General features: G+C 68.4%; 10 protein-coding genes. 5 read left to right on the forward strand and 5 right to left on the reverse strand.

Translation table 11 applies throughout. From position 1 onward, the window contains the following. Position 1 precedes the first annotated feature (1 nt). The gene (locus tag AC3QL3_RS08835; protein ID WP_492898094.1) at positions 2 to 1,894 is read left to right on the forward strand and encodes an HAL/PAL/TAL family ammonia-lyase; all 1,893 of its coding nucleotides are present in this window, start codon (positions 2 to 4) and stop codon (positions 1,892 to 1,894) included. 99 nt (positions 1,895 to 1,993) lie between these two features. Here AC3QL3_RS08835 and AC3QL3_RS08840 read toward each other — a convergent pair whose 3' ends face one another. Continuing rightward, positions 1,994 to 4,486 carry a M14 family zinc carboxypeptidase gene (locus AC3QL3_RS08840; RefSeq protein ID WP_492898096.1) on the reverse strand — a complete coding sequence of 831 codons (2,493 nt, stop codon included), beginning with the start codon at positions 4,484 to 4,486 and terminating at the stop codon, positions 1,994 to 1,996. 199 nt (positions 4,487 to 4,685) lie between these two features. Between AC3QL3_RS08840 and AC3QL3_RS08845 the strand changes: the two genes are divergently transcribed. Continuing rightward, positions 4,686 to 5,837: a YncE family protein gene (locus AC3QL3_RS08845; RefSeq protein ID WP_492898098.1), complete on the forward strand. Its 1,152-nt coding sequence runs from the start codon at positions 4,686 to 4,688 to the stop codon at positions 5,835 to 5,837. Between the two features lie 67 nt (positions 5,838 to 5,904). On the opposite strand, the gene AC3QL3_RS08850 is transcribed toward AC3QL3_RS08845, so the two are convergent. Both AC3QL3_RS08850 and AC3QL3_RS08855 read right to left on the reverse strand, forming a co-directional pair. After that, positions 5,905 to 8,142: a M14 family zinc carboxypeptidase gene (locus AC3QL3_RS08850; RefSeq protein ID WP_492898100.1), complete on the reverse strand. Its 2,238-nt coding sequence runs from the start codon at positions 8,140 to 8,142 to the stop codon at positions 5,905 to 5,907. Positions 8,143 to 8,214: 72 nt separating this feature from the next. Then, entirely contained in the window at positions 8,215 to 8,541 is a 327-nt protein-coding gene (locus tag AC3QL3_RS08855) for a hypothetical protein (protein WP_492898102.1), read from the reverse strand. Positions 8,542 to 8,728: 187 nt separating this feature from the next. On the opposite strand from AC3QL3_RS08855, the gene AC3QL3_RS08860 reads away from it, so the two are divergent. Next, positions 8,729 to 9,295: an RNA polymerase sigma factor gene (locus tag AC3QL3_RS08860; RefSeq protein ID WP_492898104.1), complete on the forward strand. Its 567-nt coding sequence runs from the start codon at positions 8,729 to 8,731 to the stop codon at positions 9,293 to 9,295. After that, on the forward strand, positions 9,292 to 9,735 hold the full coding sequence (locus AC3QL3_RS08865) for a hypothetical protein (RefSeq protein WP_492898106.1): 444 nt from the start codon (positions 9,292 to 9,294) through the stop codon (positions 9,733 to 9,735). Before AC3QL3_RS08860 ends, AC3QL3_RS08865 begins: the two co-directional genes overlap by 4 nt. 7 nt (positions 9,736 to 9,742) lie before the next feature. On the opposite strand, the gene AC3QL3_RS08870 is transcribed toward AC3QL3_RS08865, so the two are convergent. After that, a complete protein-coding gene (locus tag AC3QL3_RS08870) occupies positions 9,743 to 10,585 on the reverse strand; it encodes a hypothetical protein (RefSeq protein WP_492898108.1) in 843 nt (280 codons plus the stop codon). A 123-nt stretch (positions 10,586 to 10,708) separates the two neighbouring features. Here AC3QL3_RS08870 and ligA point away from each other — a divergent pair, with 123 nt between their 5' ends. Further along, on the forward strand, positions 10,709 to 13,108 hold the full coding sequence (ligA, locus tag AC3QL3_RS08875; RefSeq protein WP_492898110.1) for an NAD-dependent DNA ligase LigA: 2,400 nt from the start codon (positions 10,709 to 10,711) through the stop codon (positions 13,106 to 13,108). A gap of 42 nt (positions 13,109 to 13,150) precedes the next feature. Here the strand turns inward: ligA and AC3QL3_RS08880 are convergent, their stop codons facing one another. Continuing rightward, a complete protein-coding gene (locus AC3QL3_RS08880; RefSeq protein WP_492898112.1) occupies positions 13,151 to 20,512 on the reverse strand; it encodes an InlB B-repeat-containing protein in 7,362 nt (2,453 codons plus the stop codon). Positions 20,513 to 20,558 lie beyond the last annotated feature (46 nt).

Here is a 20,558-nt window from a genome sequence, read left to right on the forward strand (position 1 = left end):
CATGGGAACCAAAACGATCACCCTCGACGGCAACAGCCTGACGCGCGAGCAGCTCGTCGCGATCGCTCGCGGCGGTGTCGCCGTCGCGCTCGACGAAGGGCAGCTCGCGCACGTGCAGCGCGCGGCCGATTTCCTCGCCGACAAGGTCAAGGGCGGCGAGCCGATCTATGGCGTCACCACCGGCTTCGGCAGCAACGCGGACAAGTTGCTCGGCGCGCATCGCGCGCGCGACGAACTGCCGGGCGGCAATCCGGAGCCGAGTTCGGGCACCTTGCTGGAAGAGCTGCAACACAACCTTGTCATCACGCACGCGGTCTGCGTCGGCGAGCCGTTCGCGGCCGATGTCGTGCGCGCGATGCTGGCGATCCGCATCAACACCTTGATGCGCGGCCATTCCGGCATTCGCGTCTCGACCCTGCGCGCGCTGAGCGAACTGCTCAATCGCGACATCGTGCCGCTGATCCCGCAGAAGGGCTCGGTCGGCGCCAGCGGAGACTTGGCACCGCTGTCGCATCTGGCCATCGTGCTGCTCGGCGGCGGCGAAGCGTTCCATCGCGGCGAACGCGTGAGCGGCGCGGAAGCGCTGCGCCGCACCGGCCTCGAACCGATCACGCTGTCGTTCAAGGAAGGCCTCGCGCTCAACAACGGCACCGCGCAGATGCTCGCCTGCGGCGTGCTCGCGCTCGATCGTTTGGAAACCCTGCTCGCCACCGCCGATCTCGCCGCGGCGATGACCTTGGATGCGTTCGCCGGCCGCGTCAGCGCGTTCAAGCCGGAAGTGCACGCGCTGCGTCCGCACCCGGGGCAAGTCGAAACCGCCGCGCGCGTTCGTACGCTGCTCGAAGGTTCGACCCTGGCCGACATCGCCTATCACTTCGTGCCGCGCTTCAAGACCTGGCTGGCCGACGCCTGGAGCGATCCGCAGGATCGCCAGCAGCGCTTCGACATCAGCTGGGACTGGGTGCCTGCTTCGCAGCGCCACGGTCGCGAGTCGTTCTACCAGCGCTTCCTGCCGTTCAAGGGCGGCAAGAAGCACCAGCCGCAAGACGCCTACTGCCTGCGCTGCATGCCGCAAGTGCACGGCGCGGTGCGCGATGCGCTGGCGCAGGCCGCGCGCGTGATCGAGGTCGAACTGAACGCGGTCACCGACAATCCGTTGATCTTCCCCGACGCCGTAGCCGCCGAAGTGATCGAAGACCAGGTCATCTCGGCCGGTCATTTCCATGGGATGCCGCTGGCGCTGGCGATGAGCTACGTCAAGGCGGCGATTCCGGTGCTGGCCTCGATCTCCGAGCGCCGCTTGAACAAGCTGGTCGACCCGGCCACCAACGACGGCCTGCCGGCCTTTCTGATCGGCAACGAAGACGCCACCGACTCGGGCTTCATGATCGTGCAGTACACCGCCGCCGCCCTGGTCAACGATCTCGCCACGCGCGCGCACCCGGCCTCGGTGTATTCGATTCCGACCAGCGCGAACGCCGAGGACCACGTCTCGATGGGCGCCAACGAAGCGCGCCACGTGCTCGAGATGACCGAAGATCTCAGTCACGTGCTCGCGCTCGAGCTGTACACCGCCGCGCAAGCGCTCGATTACCGCCAGGACATGTTGAACGCCGCCCGCCGCCTCGCGCAGCGCGGCGACTGGCGCGCGCTGGCGGCGAAGATCGCCAACGCGCCCGACGCCAGCCATCCGACGCGTGCGCAGTTCGAGAACGAAGTGCAAGCGCTGACCCGAGCCTTGGCCGAAGCGCAGGACTTCCACCCCGGCACGGCCGTGGCACGCGCGCGCGCGCAAATCCGCGAGCGCGTCGCCTTCATGGCGCGCGACCGCGCGATGGATGCGGACGTGCGCACGGTGTGCGAGCTGGTCGCTAGCGGCCAGCTCGTCGCTTAAAAAACTACCGCACGATCGAACCGGCATGACGCGCGCGACAGCGCGCATCCATCGAAGGCTGTGCCGCGAACGGCCGGCCTTCGCGGATAGCTGGTTTCCCTAACCACCGTCGAACCCGTTCTCGAAGATCGTATCCACCTGCTGCGTGGCGCGGCAGGCGTCACCGCCGGCTTCGATTCGCACGTTGTCGACCGCCCAGCCGGCGCCGTTGGTATTGGTGTCCGACTCCAGGCGGAAGCGCAGCTTGAATGCGCTGGCGCCGTTCGCCGCTGCCGGCAGTTCGTAGTGATTGGACTGCCAACTGTTGCGTCCGCTGCAGCTGTAAAAGGTGGTCCAGGTCGAGCCGCCGTCGGCACTGAACTCGGCGTAGCCGAAGTCGTAGCCGGCTTCGGTCGCGCAGCGGTCGTCGAAGTCCACCGCGATCTCGCTGTAGCCGGTGAGATCGACGCCGGCCGAGGTCAGCGAGCGGTTGAGGTTGTCGCCGTAGTTCGGTGTATTCCAGGCGTGGCCCGGATGGCCGGCAAGATTGTCGACGATCGTCCACGGCGATTGTGCGGTCCAGCCGCCGGCGCCGTTTTCTACATCGTCGTGCAGCAGGGTGCAGGTCGGCAGCAATTGGAAGTTGCGCGTGGTCGTGGCGCCGCCGGCGAGAGCGAGTCCGCTCAGCTGTTCGCTGAGATAGCCCGGCGCGCTGACGTGCACGTCGACCGTGCCGGCCAGCATCGTGCGCAGGTAATGGCCGTCGCCGGCCTGGCTGGTCGTCGTCCGCTGCTCGCCGGTGGTCGGGTTGCTGGCGCTGATGCTGGCGACGATCGGCGTGCCGCCGGTGCGCGCGGTGACGGTGCCGTCGAGCTTCGCGATCGCCGCGGCCGGCGCGACCTCGACGAAGGCCGCGTTCGGCGTGCCGGCCTTGCCGTCGGCATCGACACCTTGCACGTAGATCAGGTGACGTCCCTCGGCCAGGCCGCTGCTGTCGAGCGAGCCGCTCGCCGTTTCCACCGCCGTGTCGAACGTGCCGTCGGTCGGCGCCAGCGTTTGCGCGCTGCCGTCCCACGGCAGCGCGTCGACGTACGCGGCCGCGCTCGCGATGTTGCGCACCGGCTCGCTGCCGTTGGACTGGTTGTAGCGGCCGCCGTCGAGCGCTGCGGATACTTCGATCGGGTCGCCAGCGGCGATCAAGTCTGGCGTCGCCGTCACGCTCAAGGTATCGGGGCCGCCCGGCAGCTTGTACGGCGCGTGCAGCGCACGCGCGATGTAGCGCAGCGCGGCGACGTTGTCGGGCGCGGTGCTCGCTTCGAACGAGCCGCAGTCTTGGAAGAAATCGGAGCCGTCGGTCTCGATGGTGAAGCCGGGCACGCCGAGCAGGCCGTACATGGTGTCGTCGGTGGCGCCGTCGGTCGGGTAGAGCGAGTCGGACTGCTCCGGCCGGTAGCCGTTGAACCAGGCCAGGCGGCGGCCGAGCGTGCGCAACGCGTCGCGGTTCGGCGCCGCGCTCGGCGTATCGCCCCACGGCCACAACACCAGCGCGGCATTGCTGTGCATGTCGATGAAGAAGCCGGTGGTGTCGTCGGGCGCGGCGTCGCCGTCGTCGTGGCCGCTGGTGCCGGCCATCGAGCCGTGGCGGCGGTCGGCGAACACGCCGCCGTTGCATTCGCCGGCCGCGTTGCAGGTGCCGGCGACGTAGGCGAACAGGTTCTGCGTCTCCGACTCCGACGCTTTCAGCGGACCGCGGTAGGTCTGGTCGCACACGTCGCTGCTGGAGCCGCCGTCGTTGGGCACGATGTTCCAGTGGAACGGGAAATTGCGATTGAGGTCGACGCCGTCGCCGTCGGTGTCGACCGCGGCGTTGCCGTCGCAGTTGCCGCTGACGCCGTCGGTGTTCTTGCGCCAGTAGATCTGCTGTTCGGCTTCCTTGCGGCCGTCCGGGTTGGCCTGCAGGATCAGGCGGAAATCGTTGTGGTCGACCAGCCAGGTCGCTTCGGGATCGTTGCCGTAACCCTGAATCAACCACTCGGCGAAACGCGTATTCACTTCGGCCGGTGCGTATTCGCGCGCGTGGATCGAGCTGTACACGACCATGCGCGGACGCTCCGGATCGACCGCCGCGGTGGCCAGATTGGTGATGCGCAGCGCGCGCATGTCGTAGCCCTGGGCGGGGTTATGCGCTTTTTTCCAGGTCGGGCCGAGCAGGTCGACCACGGCGATGTCGGGATGGTCGGCGACCAGCCGATCCATCGTCTGATACGTCTCCTCGACCGTGCGATAACACTCGAAGCCGGGAATGCCGGCGAGGCCCAAGCCGTCTTTGTCGGCCGTCTCGATTCGAGCCTGCAGCGATTGCATGCGCGCGCTGGCGACCAAGTCGACGGTGACTTCCAGTCCTGCGTCTTTCAGCTTGCGCACGCCGGCGTCGTCGGTTTCCACGCGCAGCAGGCGGCGCTCGTCGTCGACGATGACGTGCTGGAAGCGCGCCGCGGCGCGCGCGAGCGCGGCGCGGTCGGGGTAGCGCGCATCGACGATCCAATGTTCGGCGTGGGCCGGATTCGTGCAGCAGGCGGCGGCGAGGGCGAGCGCAAGCAGGGCAGGGCGCATGGCAGGGGTCCGGCGGGAGTCGGCGGATACTAGCCGCGTGTCGCTTCGTGCGAAAGCGAACGAATCGTCGAATCGCGACGGCGGAAGAACGGGTACGCGGTGCTAGCATCGCGCGCTCGTGCCCGGCTTGCGCGTCGTTCGCGTCGAAAGGCGCCGCTCGACGGCACGCCCGCTCGCTCCGATTTGCGCCGAGGTGTCCATGCGCTGCATCCGTCCGTGGTTCGCTTTGCTGTTGGCGTTGCCGTCGTTGGCGGTCGCGCAACTGGTCGGCGTCGCGCTCGATCCCAAAGCCACCCTGATCGACGGCGATCTGAAGGTGCAGCCGTCGCCGCCGGCCGATGCGGTCGTTTTCCTCGAATTCTCCGGCGCGAAAGCGAAAGAGCTGGGCCGTGTCGACGCACCGACCAGTTTCCAGGGGCCGCCCTCGAGCGTCGCCGTGTCCGCCGATCGCAAACTGGCGCTGGTCACCGCCTTCGTACGCATCGACCCGGCCGATCCGAGCAAGCTCGCCCCGAGTGACGCCTTGAGCGTGATCGATCTGTCCGCCTCGCCCTTCCGCGTCGTGCAGACGCTGGCGCTAGGTGCCGCGCCGTCGTCGCTGGCGCTGAGTCCGGACGCGACATTGGTGCTGGTGCCGCACACCGCCGACGACAGCGTGACGGTGCTGGCGATCGCGGACGGCCGCGCGCGCATCGTCGAAAAACTCGCGCTGGAAAAGGGCAGCGGTCCGCTCGGCGCCGCGTTCAGTCCGGACGGCCGGCGCGCGCTGATCTCTTTCCCCAACCTCGGCCGGGTCGGCGCCTTCGCGATCGAAGGCGGACGCTTGAAAACACCGGCGTTGCGCGACATGAGCGTCGGCGTGTGGCCGACCGCGCTCGCCTATTGCGGCCGCAGCGGATTGGCGGTGGTCGCCAACTACGGCAAAGTCACGGGCGATGCGGACACGATCAGCCTGCTCGACGTCGGCGGCGAGACGCCGCGCGTGATCGACACGGCCAGCGTCGGACCTTCGCCGGAAGGCATCGCCTGCTCGCCCGACGGCCGTTACGCCGCGGCCGCATTGCAGAACATGAGCACCGTTGCGAAAGGCACGCCGTTCCAGTCGCCGAGCAGCAAGCTGGTCGTGCTCAGCATCGCGGATCGACGGCTGCGCCGAATGGCGGAAGCGCCGTTCGGCGCCTGGGCGCAAGGCGTCGGCTTCCTCGACGATTCGCGCACGCTGTTCGCGCAAAGCATGGCCGAGCGTTCGATGTCGCTGTTCCGCATCGAAAGCGATGCGTTGAAGAGCGCGGCGCCGCCGATCCGGTTTGCGCCGGGCGGCCCGGCCGGCTACGGCATTTCCGGGCGCTGAGGGCGGCTTCGTTCAGCGCGCGGCGAACCGAACGCAATTTGCTCTAAGCGCCGGTCGCGACGGCAGTTCAGCGCTCGAAGCCGTTCTCGAAAATCGTGTCGTTCGTGTCCGTCACGCAGCTCACCGCGATGTCGGCGACGTCGCCGCTGACGGTGCCGTGGTCGTTCTGCAGCGTGCAGGTCTGCGCCGGCGCGGTCGGCTGCGCCGCGATCGTGACTTCGTAGGTTTCGCCCCAAGGCACGCTGGAAGAAAACACGAACGTCGTCGCCGCCGGCGCCACCGGCTGATCGGTGGTGCCGTCGAGGCGCAGCAACAGACCCGTGCCTTCGAGTCCGGCGACGCTGCCGCCGATCGTGTGCAAGTCGGGTTCGAAGCGTGCCTGCACGGTGCAGTCGGCCGACAGCGCGGCGGTGGTGTAGGTCGGCGGCGTCCAACTGCCGCCGCAGCCCTCGACGCCGAGCACGTGCGAGCCGAGCGAAGGCTCGACCGTGTAAGTCAGGGCGGTGCCCGCGGCGACCGTCTGCGGTGCCGCCGGCGCGATCGTGCCGTTTCCGTTGACCTCGGTCGCAACGGTAATCGTCGAGGCCGCCGGCACGTCGAGAAACACCGCCTCGGGCGCGCCCGGCGTACCGCCGGCGCGCGCATTGACGCCCTGCACGTAGAGGATGTGCCGTCCCGGCGCGAGGCCGTTCAAGCTGATGTCGCCGCGCACGTTCTCGGTCTTGCCGTTGAAGCTGCCGTCGCTGGCGCCGAGCGCGATCGGCGTCGCGCCGGCTTGCCAGGGCAAGCTGTCGATATAGACGCTGGCGCCTTGGATCGCGTAGGTGGTCTGGTTGCCGTTGCTCTGGCTGTAGCGCAGGTCGTCGATCGTCGCGGTCAGCGTCACGTAGCGGCCGCCGGCGCCTTGCGCCGGTGCGCTGACGGCGAGGCCGTAGGCATCCGGCCCGAGCGGCAGCTGGTACGGAAAAGCGGTCGTGCGCGCGGCGTACTTCAGCGCGGCCAGGTTCTTCGGATAGGTCGTCCCTTCGAACGAGCTGCACGATTCGAAGAACGCGTTGCCGAGTTCGATCGTGTACGAAGGCGCGCCGAGCAGACCGTAGAAAGTGTCGTCGGTGGTGCCGTCGGTGGGGTAGAGCTCGACCGCGGCTTGCGGCGTATAGCCGTTGAACCAGGCCAGGCGGCGTCCGAGCGCGCGCAGCGCGGCGTCGTTGGGGGCCAATGCCTCGGTGTCGCCCCACGACCACAGAACCAATTGCGAAAAGCTGTGGATGTCGAAGAACAGACCGGCGTAATCGTTCGGCGCGGCCGTGACCAGATCGTCGGCGCGGCGGTCGGGCAGGGCGCCGCCGCTGTAGACGCCGCCGATACCGGGTGCGCCGGCGACGTAGCGGACCAGGTTCTGCGTCTCCGGCTCGGAGTTGGCGCTGGGACCGTGGAAGGTCTGGTCGCAGGTCCAATCGCTCGAACCCTCGCCGTTGGTGGTGTTCCAGTGGAACGGGAAATTGCGATTGAGGTCGATGCCCGGCTGCGAGAAATCGTTCGGCGTGCCGGCGCAGGCGCCGTCGATCGTATTCGTGTTCTTGCGCCAGCCGATGCCGGTTTCGGCTTTCTTGCGGCCGTCCGGATTGGCTTGCAGCACGAAGCGGAAATCGACGTGATCGACCAGCCAGGTCGCTTCCGGATCGCTGCCGTAGCCGGCCACCAGCCATTCGGCCATGCGCGTCAACAGCTCCGCCGGGGTGTACTCGCGCGCGTGAATCGAGCTGAACACGACCATCGTCGGACGCTGCGGATCGGCCGCGGCGGTGGCCAGATTGGTCACGCGCAGCGCGCGCATCTCGTAGCCTTGCGCGGGGTTGCGCGTCTTTTGCCAGGTCGGGCCGATCGAGTGGATTTCGGCCAGCCCGGCGTGCGCAACCACCAGGTCGTCCATCGTCTGGTAGGTGCCTTCGACCGTGCGGTAGCAGGAAAAACCGGGAATGCTCGGATAGCCGCCGTCGGTCAGCGGCGTTTCCTGCAGCTGCAACGCGCTCTGCATGCGCGTCTGCACATCGCGCAATTGGGCGGTGCCGGCGACGTCGATGGTGACGCTGAGCCCGGCGCCTTCCAGCGCAGCGATGCCGTGCTCGTCGGTATCCACACGCAGGACCTGGCGCTGCTTGTCGAGCGCCACGTGCTGAAACAGCGCGGTGGCGCGAACCAGGCTGGCGCGGTCGGGATAGTGCGCCTCGACCATCCATTCCTCGGCATGAGCCGAGGTGAGACCAGCGGCGGCAAGTGCGAAAGCGAGCAGGGATGGGCGCATGGCGGATCCGGCGCGGAGAACCGGCGGATACTAGCGGCGCGCCGCCCGGCGCGGTAGCGCTGAAACGCAGGTTCAGTCCAGTCGGCGCGTGATGGCGTAGAACACCAGATTGCCGATGCCGGTCGCGGCGGCCAGTACGGCGACGACGCCGGCATTGATCTCGTTCCAGCCGTAGGCCTGGATCGCACCGAAGCCGATCGCGACCGCGGTCAGGATCAGCCCCGAGCGCAGGGAAGAATGCCGCCGCTGCTGCTGCTCGCTCTGCACGACGGTGCGCATCAGTTCGGACGAGCCGCCCTCCTTGAGCATCTTGCTGCGCAGGCGCGCGTCGACGACCAGCTTGACGCAGTAGGTGATGCAGACGAACAGGACGATCGGGATCAGCGCTTCGAATTCCATGGCGGTCTCGCGGTGTTGGGTTCGCCCACTGAGATACGGCGGCGGCCGGCGCGGTTGCAGTGTCCGGTGGCGGCGCCGGAACCGCAACGATCGCGGGCGATTCGCTTGGACGACCGGTTCATAGCAATCGGCTTGCAACCGCCGCCGCGCTCGACGTATCTGCTGCCGCCATGGATGATGCCCGCACATGAACCCGGATCGTGCCTTGGTCGAAGCCGTGCTCGCGCGCACGCCCGGCGCGTTCGAGCGCCTGGTGCGCGAGTACCAGGGCCTGTGCTGGCACATCATCCAGCGCATGGTGCGCCACCCCGAAGACGCGCGCGAGCTGTGTCAGGAGACCTTCCTGCGCGTGCACCAGTCCTTGCATCAGTACCGTTACGAAAGCGCGCTGAAGGCCTGGATCGGCCGGGTCGCCTACTCGATCGCGCTGCGCCACCTGGAAAAGCAGCGCATTCCGCTGGTCGAGTCGGCCGGTACGGAAGAAGAGATCGATCTGATGGAGAGCGTCGGCGACGAGTTCGACCTCGAAGCCGCCTGCGCCGACGCCGAGCAGGCACGCCACCTGCACGCGGCGATCGAGGCGCTGCCGCCGGTGCAACGCACCGTGCTGACCCTGTATCACCTGGAAGACGCCTCGATCGCCGACATCGCGCGGATTACCGGCCTCGCCGATGGTACGATCAAGAGCCATCTGTTCCGCTCGCGCCTGCGTCTGCGCGAGGTCTTGGAAGCCAGAATCGGAGCTGCCGCATGAGCACACCATCCCGCCCCGACACCGCCGCGTTCGAACGCGAATGGGACTTGCAGGAGCGCGCCCTGCGCGAGGAACGGCTGGGCCTATCGAGCGAGCACGCGGACGCGCACCTCTTGCGCTACCGGCAGTTGTCGCGCTGCTTGCTGCAGCCCTTGCCGCAGGCGCTGCCGGCGGATTTCGCCGCCGGGGTGATGCAAAGGCTCGCAGCCGACGCTGAGGCGGCGCGCGCGCGCGACCGCCGCTTCGAACGCGGCCTGGTCGCGGTGCTGGTGGCCGCCTTCGGCCTCGCGGTCGGCGCGATGATCGTGCTGTTCGGCTCGGACTGGCTGCAGCCGCTACTGCCGTATGCGCAGAAGCTGGCCAGTCCGTGGCTGCTCGCCCTGCTCGCGTGCGTGGGCGTGTCGCGCCTGTTCGACGGCTGGCGCGGCCACAGCCACTAGCTCGGCGCTACTCGATCTGCTCGCGCGCCCAGGCCGCGTCGAGCGCTTCCATCGCGTCCTGCGGCTTCAGCTTGGCCGCCTTGTCGTAGGCTTCGGCCGCCTCGTCCTCACGCTTGTCGCCGTGCAGGAGGAGCAGGCCGTTGCCGTATTCGATCCAGGCGATGGGCGAATCGGGGGTTAGCTTGAGCGCTTGCTTGAGGTGCTTTTCGGCGTCGACCGCGTTGGCGCCGTAGGTCAGCTTGGCCAGCATGCCGCCGACCTTGCCGACGATCTCGGCGTGATAGAGCCCGAACGCGGTCTGCGCCTCGGCGTGCTTGGGCGCCAGCTCCAGCGTGCGCTCGAGCGATTCGCGCACCTTGCCGGCCAGCCCTTGCGCGAGCGCCTGCGTGATCGAGATGGCCTGGCTCAGGCGGCCGATCGCGAACGCGCGGCGGTAGTGGCTGTTGGCTTCGTCGGGCAGCGCGGCGATCGCCTCGTTGGCGAGGCGCACCAGTTCCTCATAGCGCGCGACCTTGGTCTTGTCGTCGCTGACCAGATAGGTCGCGTGGATACCGGCCGCCTTGATCGCGACCGAGGCGCCGAGCGCCTTCAGCGCGACGCCTTGCTCGTAGGCGGCATGGAAATCGCCGCGGTGGAACGCGCGCCAGGCGTCCTGCAGCTGGGCGGCGAGGGCGCCGGCATCCTTGCCGAGCTTGGGATTGGCTTTGAGCAGGGCGGCCAGACGCTTGTCGTCCGGGAACGGTTCCTGATCGCCGGCATGCAGGCGAGCCCAGGCCTTGGCCAGCTTGTCGCCGGCATAGTCGTACGCCTTGTCCGGATGCGGAAACGCCGCCCAGTCCTTCTTCGCCATCGCAGCCTCCTGTTGGCAGATGTTGCGGCCAGTCTGCCAACAACTGCAGCGGTGCGTCACGCCGCCGTGCGGCACGGCCTCTCGCGACAGCGAGCCTCGCCCCAAACGCTCTAAACTCCGCGCATGACTCCGCCCAAATCCCGCCAGGAACCCGCCGCACGCGCTGCCGACCTGCGCGCGCGTATCGAAGACGCCAACTACCGCTACCACGTGCTCGACGATCCGGACATTCCCGACGCCGAGTACGACAAGCTGATGCGCGAGCTGGAAGCGCTCGAAGCGGAACATCCAGAGCTGGCGACGCCGGACTCGCCGACCCAGCGCGTCGGCAACGCACCCTCGTCCGCGTTCGCGACCGTGCTGCACGAGATTCCGATGCTGTCGCTCGGCAACGCCTTCAGCGCCGAGGAAGTCGAGGACTTCGTGCGCCGCATCGTCGAGCACTTGGAGATTGCCGAACCCTTGTTCTCGGTCGAGCCGAAGTTCGACGGCCTCGCGATCAGCCTGCGCTACGAAGACGGCGTCTTCGTGCGCGGCGCGACGCGCGGCGACGGCGCGCGCGGTGAGGACGTCACCGCGAATCTGCGCACGATCAAGGCCATTCCGCTGCGCTTGCGCAGCGGAAAAAATGAAGACGGATCGCTGAAATCGCGCGGCAAGGACTGGCCGGCCGTGCTCGAAGTGCGCGGCGAGGTCTACATGCCGCGCGCGGGCTTCGAGGCCTACAACGAGAAGGCGCGCGAGTCGGACGGCAAGATCAAGCCGCTGGTCAATCCGCGCAACGCCGCCGCCGGCAGCCTGCGCCAGCTCGATCCGCGCATCACCGCGCAGCGGCCGCTGGCGTTCTACGCCTACGCGCTCGGCGTGGTCGAAGGCGGCCGCGTACCCGATTCGCATTCGGCCATGCTCAAGCGCCTGCGCGAATGGGGTTTTCCGGTCAGCGCGCTGGTCGACACCGCGCGCGGCGCGGCCGGCTGCCTCGACTACTACGCGCGCATCGGCGCGCAGCGCGACGCGTTGCCGTTCGACATCGACGGCGTCGTCTACAAACTCGACGACATCGCCGGCCAGCGCGAACTCGGTTTCGTCGGGCGCACGCCGCGCTGGGCGATCGCGCACAAATTCCCGGCGCAGGAACAGCAAACCCGCATCGAAGCGATCGACGTCAACATCGGCCGCACCGGCGCCGCCACGCCGACCGCGCGTCTGGCGCCGGTGTTCGTCGGCGGCGTGACCGTGACCAATGCGACCCTGCACAACGCCGATCAGGTCGCGCGGCTCGACGTACGCGTCGGCGACACCGTGATCGTGCGCCGCGCCGGCGATGTGATTCCCGAAGTCGTGCGCGTGGTGATCGAACAGCGTCCGCCGCGCACGCGGCCGTGGACGATGCCGGCGCATTGCCCGATCTGCGGCTCGGACATCGTGCGCGAAGAAGGCGAGGCGGTCGCGCGCTGCACCGGCGGCCTGACTTGCGCCGCGCAGCGCACGCAGGCGGTGTTCCACTTCGCCGCGCGCCGCGCGATGGACATCGACGGTCTCGGCGAGCGCTACATCGAAGCGCTCGGCGAATTCGGCTACCTCGGTTCGGTCGCCGACCTGTACAAGCTGACGCTCGACGATCTGCTCGAGATGAAGCGCCGCAGCGACGAACGCGACGGCACCACCCCAGAGACAGTCAAGGCCGGCAAGATCGCAACCAAGTGGGCCGAGAACCTGATCGAGGCGATCGAGCGCAGCCGCCGCACCACGCTCGACCGCTTCCTCTACGCGCTCGGCATCGAGCACGTCGGCGAGAGCACAGCGAAGGCGCTGTCGACCTGGTTCGGCCAGCTCGCCCTGATCCGCCATCTGCCGTGGCCGCTGCTGAAACTGGTGCCCGACATCGGCGGTGAAGTCGCGCGCGCGATCGACGCCTTCCTCGAACAGCCCGGCAACCAGAAAGTCGTCGACGATCTGCTCGCGCGCGGCGTCGAGATCGCCGATGCGCACGCGCCTTCGCCCAAGCTGCGCGCCGAACTCGCGCTCGGCAAGGTGCTGGCGCAAGTGGAAATCCCCAAGCTCACCGCCAAGCGCGCCGAGCAGCTCGCCGCCGCGTTCGACTCGATCGAAGCGATCCTGGCCGCTGACCTCGACGCCTTGACCGCCGCCGGCTTGCCGGCCGATACCGCAACCGCCTTGCGCAGCTTCATCGACGCCGACGAAGGCCGCCGCTTGCTCGAACGCTGCGTGCGCGCGCTGGCGCAGCTGCAGGCGGCAGTGCCGGCCGGCGCGGCCGCTGCGGAAGGCCCGCTCGAAGGCCAGACCGTCGTCCTCACCGGCACCTTGAGCGCGCTCACGCGCGAGGAAGCGAAGGCGCGGCTCGAAGCGCTGGGGGCGAAGGTCGCCGGCAGCGTGTCGAAGAAAACGCAGTTCGTCGTCGCCGGCGAGTCGGCCGGCTCCAAGCTCGACAAAGCGCGCGAGCTCGGCGTCGACGTCTGGGACGAGGCGAAACTGCAGGCCTTCCTGGCCGAGCACGAGTAGTCGTTCGGTCGCGGCGCGCGCAGTGCGCGCGCCGCGATCGGCTCAACGGCAGTCGCTGCCGAGTGCCAGTACGCTGAAAGCGGTGCCGGCGTCCGCGGGCAGATCGATGGCGAGTGGCGTCGTCGCGCCTTCGAGCAGCAAGCTCGCCTCGCTGCCGGCCGCGGCGATGCCGAGCACCAGCAGCGCGTTTGCGTCGGCATCCGCCCAGGCGCTGGCGCGTTCGGTTCCATCGCGCGCCGTCACCACCAGGCGTACGCGCGAGGCGGCGGCGAGGTCGAGCCGTTCGACGCGCAGACTGCTGCCGTTCGGTGCCTGCGCACGTACGACCGTGACGACGTATTCGCTCGCGCCCGGTGCGAGGTCGAACGCGAAACTCGTGCTCGCGTCGAGTCGGCGTTGCGGCGCGGCCGCACCGCAAACGCCATCGGTGCCGGTCGATTCGGCACCGTCGCTGCCGATCACGTCGAAGCCGCTGCGCAAGAGGACGAGCAGGTCGCTGTCGATCGCGTTCGCGGTGACCGGACCTTCGACTTCGACCTCGTAGTCGACCGTGGCGCCGACCGCGTCGGGGCGCACCGGCGCGGTCACCAGCCAGGCCAGCGAACGTCCGGCCGGAATCGACACGGCGGTGTCGAGCAAGGGACCGCTGCCGCTCGGCGTGCAGCTCGCGCCGACGCCGCCGTCCATGCAGATCCAGGTCATCGCGCTGCTGTCGAGCTGCGCCGGCTGCAAGTCGCGCAGGCTGAGGCCTTCGGCGTCGCCGCTGCCGTCGTTGGTGATCTTGACCAGGTAGTTCACCAGCCGCCCATAGCGTGCGTAGCCGCGATCGTCGCTGACCGACAGCACCAGATGCGGTACCGGCGGCGCGCAGTCGACCACGACGCTGGTGACGTCGCTGCCGTCGAGTACGCCGCTGCCGCCGTTGACTTCGCAACGCTGCGTCGGCGCGCTCGGCTGCTGCGCGATGGTGACCGCGTAGCTGCTGAGATCGTCGAGCGCCGGTTGCAGCGTGAAGTTGCCGTTCGCTGCGATCGGTGTATCGCCGCTGCCGTTGAGGCGCAAGACCAGGCCGGAGCCGAGCAGGCCCTGCACGCGCCCGCCGATCGTGTGCGTGTCGATGGCGAAGTGCGCTTCGACCTTGCAATCGGTGACGATTGCGTTGGTCGTGTAGGTGCTGTCGACCAGCGTGCCGCCGCAGCTGCCGCCGACCGTGTCGAGGTGATAGTGCGGCGCCGGCGTCAGGCTGAACTCGACCGTCGCACCGTGATCGACCGTTTGCGCTTCGGACGGACTGATCGTCCCATGTCCGCCGAGTACATTCGGCGTGACCGTGTGGCGATTGATCGAGAAATGCGCGACCACCGTGCAGTCCTGCGTCACCGCCGCGGTCGTATAGACGTTGCCGGCGAGTGTGCCGCCGCAGCTGCCGTCGACGCTGGCGACGTGGTAGTTCGTCTCCGGGGTCAAGGTGAACTGCTGCGTCGCGCCGTGATCGACCGGCTGCGCTTCGGACGGGCTGATCGTGCCGTGGCCGCCGTCCACGCTCGGCGTGACGGTGTGGCGATCGATCGCGAAGTGCGCGATGACGGTGCAGTCCTGCGTCACGGCATTCGTCGTGTAGACGTTGCCGGCGAGCGCACCGCCGCAGCTGCCGTCGACGCGGTCGATGTGATAGTTCGCGTCCGGCGTCAGCGTGAATTGCAGCGTCGATGCGTGATCGACCGGCTGCGCCTCGGACGGACTGATCGCGCCATGCCCGCCGGCCACGCTCGGTGTGACCGTGTGGCGGTCGATCGCGAAGTGCGCGACCACGGTGCAATCCTGCGTGACGGCATGGGTCGTATAGACGTTGCCGGCGAGCGTGCCGCCGCAGCTGCCGTCGACCGTGGCGACGTGGTAGTTCGTCTCCGGCGTCAGCGTGAATTGCAGCGTCGCGCCGTGATCGACCGGCTGCGCTTCGGATGGGCTGATGGTGCCATGGCCGCCGTCCACGCTCGGCGTGACCGTGTGGCGGTCGATGGCGAAGTGCGCGACGACGCTGCAATCCTGCATCACGGCATGGGTCGTGTAGACGTTGCCGGCCAGGCTGCCGCCGCAACTGCCGTCGACGCGGTCGATGTGATAGTTCGCGTCCGGCGTCAGCGTGAGCTGCAGGGTCGAACCGTGATCGACCGGCTGTGCTGCCGATGGGCTGATCGTGCCGTGCCCGCCGGCCACGCTCGGCGTGACGGTGTGGCGGTCGATCGCGAAGTGTGCGATCACCGTGCAGTCCTGCGTCACCGCGGCGGTGGTGTAGACGTTGCCGGCGAGGCTGCCGCCGCAACTGCCGTCGACGCTGGCGACGTGGTAGTTCGCGTCCGGCGTCAGCGTGAATTGCAAGGTCGATGCGTGATCGAGCAGCTGCGATTCGGACGGGCTGATGGTGCCGTGCCCCCCAGCCACGCTCGGCGTGACGGTATGGCGATCGATCGCGAAGTGCGCGATCACGCTGCAATCCTGCGTCACGGCGCTGGTCGTGTAGACGTTGCCGGCGAGCGCGCCGCCGCAGCTGCCGTCGACGCGGTCGATGTGGTAGTTCGCGTCCGGCGTCAGCGTGAATTGCCGCGTCGCGCCGTAGTCGACGAGCTGCGCGCCGGCCGGTGCGATCGCGCCGTGGCCGCCGTCAACGCTCGAGGTCAACGTGTGCTGGTCGATCGCGAAGCGTGCGACGACGCTGCAATCCTGCGTCACGGCATGGGTCGTGTAGACGTTGCCGGCGAGCGTGCCGCCGCAGCTGCCGCCGACCGTGTCGATGTGATAGTTCGCATCCGGCGTCAACGTGAACTGCCGCGTCGCGCCGTAGTCGACCAGCTGTGCTCCGGCCGGTGCGATCGAACCGTTGCCGCCGTCCACAATCGAAGTCAACGTGTGCTGATCGATCGCGAAACGTGCGACGACGCTGCAATCCTGCGTCACCGCCCCGGTGGTGTAGACGTTGCCGGCCAGAGCGCCGCCGCAACTGCTGTCGACACTGTCGATGTGGTAGTTGGCGTCCGCGGTCAGCACGAACTGCCGCGTCGCGCCGTGATCGACCAACTGCGCGCCGGCCGGTGCGATCGTGCCGTTGCCGCCGTCCACGCTAGCGGTCAAGGTGTGCTGGTCGATCGCGAAACGCGCGACGACCGTGCAGTCCTGCGTGACGGCATTGGTCGTGTAGACGTTGCCGGCGAGGTTGCCGCCGCAACTGCCGTCGACGCCGTCGACGTGATAGTTCGGCGCCGGTATCAGGGTGAACTGCTGCGCCGCGCCGTGATCGACCGGCTGCGGTGCGGACGGACTGATCGTGCCCAGGCCCTCACCGACGCTCGGCGTGACGAGGTGCTGGTCGATCGCGAAATGCGCGACGACGCTGCAGTCGCCGTCGATGAGGTCGGTGACGTAGATCGTGTCGTCCGTCGCGGACAGCGCGCCGCTGCAGCTGCCGTCGACGAAGGCGAGGTGATAGTTCGGGTCCGGCGTCAGCGTGAATTGTGTCGTCTCGCCGCCGGTGACGATGACCGGCTGCGAGGGATCGATGCTGCCGTTGCTGCCGTTGCCGCCGTCGACGCTCGGCGACACCGTGTACAGGATCGGCTCGAAATTCGCGCTGCAACTCGCGGCCGCGCTCAGCGCGATCACCGTGACCGGCTCGCTGCCGCTGCAACTTCCGCTCCAGCCGGTGAAGCTCTGATACAGGGACGGCGTTGCGGTCAGCGTCACGATCGGCGCCGCTTCGCCGTCGTAGGTCGCGCTGCAATGATCGGCGCAATCGGTGATGGCGCCGCTCAGAGGAATCGGTGCGGCGCCGGCCGAGACGCGACCGTCACCGTTGATGGTGACATCGAGCGTCGGTTGGCGGTACTCGACCGCGCCGATGTCGCAGCCGGCGCCTTGCGGGCGCGCTACGCCGCGCTGGTCGTCCGCCAACGTGCAGGTTCCCGCATCGATCGCGCTGCCGTCGATGCCGGGCAGATGCGAGGCGATCGCGCCGCCGTGATCGCCGAGCAAGCCGAGTTTCGGATCGATCGTGATCAGGTTGGTGCAGGTGCTGCTGCCGGGGCAGCCGCCGCGCACGACGCTCCGATCGAGCACCGCGCTGCCGCTGCCGTCGAGCACGATTTCCGCATCGCCGGCGTCGACGCCGTTGTTCCACAGGATCGAATTGCGCAAGGTCGGACGTGCGGTGCCGCCGCCGAAGGCCTGGCTCGCGATCGCACCGCCGCGGCGCGCGCCGCTGAGGTTGCCGCTGAAGGTGACGTTGTCGAAGCTCGGCGTGACCGAGCCGAGATTGACGTTGAGATCGATCGCGCCACCCCAGTTCGGCGCGCGGTTGTCGCTGAAGACGACGTTGGAGAAAGCGGGACTGGCGCTGCCGCTCGCATTGCTCACACCGATGGTCGCCGCGCCGCCGACCTGGGTCGCGCGATTGCCGCGGAACAAGACTTTCGAGATCACCGGATCGGCGCGGCCGCTGTTGCCCGACACGCCCAAGCCGCCACCGGTCAAGGCGCGGTTGCCGCTGAAGACCAGGTTGCTCAGGGTGAAGCTGCACGAAGAGTTCGGCGTGGGCACGTCGCAGCGCAGGCCACCGCCCGATGCGCCGTTGCTGGCGTCGCCGCCGGTGATGACGAAGCCGTCGATCACCGTGTCGGGACCGTAGCCGGTCGGCAGCGCGTTGTTCATCAGCACGACGTTGACGCTGTTGCTGCCGACGATCGCGGTGGCGTCGCGCGCGATGCCGTCGGCGTCGACCGCATCGTTGTTGTCGATGTCGCCCGACATCACGGTCGGATTCGCGGCGATCGTCGCGGAGCTGCGTTCGGCCAGCGAGTTCTCGCTGCCGGCGAAGCCGCCGTAGAGTTTCTGCGCCGAGCGCGGGCGGAAGCTGTCGCCGATCGCCGTGCCCGGTTTGTACACGCCCTTGGCGGCCCAGACTTCGACGCAGGCGGCATTGCGTACCGCCGTCTGCAAGTCGCGGTAGGCGTCGGTCCAGCTGCTGCCGTCGTTGGCGCCGATCGCGCTCGCTTTGACGTAGCAGCGCCGCTGCACGTTGGCGAGGAAGGAATCGCCGAAGCGGAAGCCGCTGACGATCGCGTTGCCGGCGAGGTCGGCGATGCCGGTGCCGCTGCTTTTGAGCGTGAGGAACAAATGGCCGACGCCGCCGATGTCCTTCACCGCCACGGTGTAGCTGTTGCCGCTGCCGCTGACGTTGCCGACCACGCCGGTGGCGGTGCCGTCGATGGTCTCGACCGTGAAATCGGCAGCGTCGACGCCGTTGACCGCTTCGCTGAAGCTGACCGTGTAATTGATCGTCACGCTCTCGGGCGGCGGCGTGCCGACCAGGCGGATCGCGCTCGCGCTCGGCGCGAAGCCGTCGATTTTCACGCCGGCGGTGGAGGGCGCGCCGTTGATGCCGAGGTCGGCATCGGTGCCGAGGCTGTCGCGCAGGGTGCCGCCGTTCAAGTCGAGCACGGGCGCCAAGGCGATGCCGTCGGGGTCGTTGTTGCCGTTCGCGACGGTGGCGCGGAACAAGAGATCGGTGCCGCCGCTGCCGCTCACGTAGTTGGCGGAGATCGGGCCGGAATTGAGCACCAGCTGCAGGCGCGGCGTGCCGGTCACGCTGACCGGTTTGCTGAAGCGCAGGCTGAAGTCGAGCGCGCGCCCGATGCCGTAGTTGCCGTCGGCCGGCACGCTCACCGCGGTCACCGCCGGCGGCAGCGCGGTTACGGCGAGCATCAGCTTGCTGTCGGAGCGGCTGAGTCGGTAGAGATAGTTTCCGGGGATGGTCGTGCCGAGGGTGAAGTTGTCGGCGTCGAGGCCGCTCAAGCTCGCGCCGCTGAAATCGATCAGAGTGTAGTTGCCGTAGCCGAAGCCGCCGCTGTCGGCGAGATTGATGCGGATGCTGCCGCTGCCGGCGAAACTGCCGCCGCTGATGCGCAAGAGATCGCTGCTGCTGCCCAGTTCAAGATCGAGCACGGCGCCGTTGTTCAAGCTGAGGCCGCTGGAAAAGGTCAAGGTGCCGGGGCTGTTGCCGGGCGCGAGGTGGCCGCCGTTCTGCACCGTGGCCGCTCCGCCGACGCGGCCGCTGCCGCCGAGCGTGGCGCCGTTGGCGACGGTGAGCGCGCCGCTGCCGCTCACGCCGTTCACGCGCAAGGTTCCGCCGTTGACCGCGATGGTGCCGCTGTGGGTGTTCTGGCCGCCGAATGTGAGCGTGCCGCCGCCGTTCTTGGCGAACGCGCCTGCGCCGCTCAGCACGCCCGAGTAGCTCGTGCTGGCGCCGTTGCCGCCGACGCCGAGCGCGACCGCCGCACCGCCGGTGTTTTGCAGCGCCAGCGGCTGCGAGCCGGCCAGGCCGCCGAAGTTTGCGCCGGTGATACCGACGAAGGAAACGGCGCCGCCGTTCAAGATCACCGTGCTCGGTTGCACCGCGCCGGCGTTGGCGAGCGCGAGCGTGCCGGCTTCGACGGTGGTGTTGCCGCCGTAGCCGTTGGCGGCGGACAAGGTCAGGGTGCCGGCGCCGCGCTTGGTCAGGCCGCCGCCGCCGGGCAGCGCGATCGGAATGCCCATGCTGCGGCCGTTGGTGTCGAAAATCGCGCCGCCGCCGTCGATCGACAAGCGCGTGATGTGATGCAGATAGTCGAAGCCGTTGTTGAAGTTGATCCAGTTCGGGTTGTCGGTGTCCTTCGCGCGCAGGGTGCCGCCGTTGAAACGCAGCTCCGCTACGGTCTGCTGGCCATTCGTCCCGTCGCGCCGGATTTCGTTCGTCGTCAGCGTGCCGCCGTTGAGGTAGACGTAGGCCGCAGCGCCGATTGGCGTGTAGGGCATCAGCGACACCTTGCCGCCGACGTTGAGATTGCCGCCGTTGAGGGTGTAGCTGCCGGTATTGCCGTTGTAGAGGGAAAGCTGCAGATCGCCGCCGAGGTTGATGGTGCCGCCGCTCTGCGTGGCCGCCGAGGTGATCGCGCCCCAGCTGTAGATCGCTACGATGAAGCTGCCGGAAATATTCGCCGTGCCGCTATTCATGTTGTAGTAGGCGTTGTTCCACAGCTGATAGGACTTGGCGAGCACCGTGCCGCCGTTCTGGTTGACGGTGACGCGCGGCGTGGTGCCTACGGTCATGACGGTGACCGAATTCTTGCTGTTGTAGTCGTAGACGTTGGGATCGGTGTAGGTGCGGTCGGCGAGGATCTCGCAATCGGCCGACGGCGTATCGCACAGCTGCGCGAAGGCGGCCGAGAACGGCGCCAGCGCGAGTGCGGCGGCGAGGCCGAGGCGGAGTGCGCAGTGCGAACGCGCAGATGCGGCTTGCGCTGGCGCGCAGACGGCGGAGAGCAACGGCAAACTCGGCGCACGACGAGACGGCGCAGCGGCAACGCGATCGAACACGATCTTTTCCCCTGGAGTCGAGCAATGGCAACGTTGTCCCGATATT

Source organism: Dokdonella sp. GW821-FHT11D02 (genome assembly GCF_058808595.1).

Coding starts and splice junctions, on each gene's coding strand:
- AC3QL3_RS08835 (WP_492898094.1), top strand. CDS start 2: ATGGGAACCAAAACGATCACCCTCGACGGCAACAGCCTGACGCGCGAG.
- AC3QL3_RS08840 (WP_492898096.1), bottom strand. CDS start 4,486: ATGCGCCCTGCCCTGCTTGCGCTCGCCCTCGCCGCCGCCTGCTGCACG.
- AC3QL3_RS08845 (WP_492898098.1), top strand. CDS start 4,686: ATGCGCTGCATCCGTCCGTGGTTCGCTTTGCTGTTGGCGTTGCCGTCG.
- AC3QL3_RS08850 (WP_492898100.1), bottom strand. CDS start 8,142: ATGCGCCCATCCCTGCTCGCTTTCGCACTTGCCGCCGCTGGTCTCACC.
- AC3QL3_RS08855 (WP_492898102.1), bottom strand. CDS start 8,541: ATGGAATTCGAAGCGCTGATCCCGATCGTCCTGTTCGTCTGCATCACC.
- AC3QL3_RS08860 (WP_492898104.1), top strand. CDS start 8,729: ATGAACCCGGATCGTGCCTTGGTCGAAGCCGTGCTCGCGCGCACGCCC.
- AC3QL3_RS08865 (WP_492898106.1), top strand. CDS start 9,292: ATGAGCACACCATCCCGCCCCGACACCGCCGCGTTCGAACGCGAATGG.
- AC3QL3_RS08870 (WP_492898108.1), bottom strand. CDS start 10,585: ATGGCGAAGAAGGACTGGGCGGCGTTTCCGCATCCGGACAAGGCGTAC.
- ligA (WP_492898110.1), top strand. CDS start 10,709: ATGACTCCGCCCAAATCCCGCCAGGAACCCGCCGCACGCGCTGCCGAC.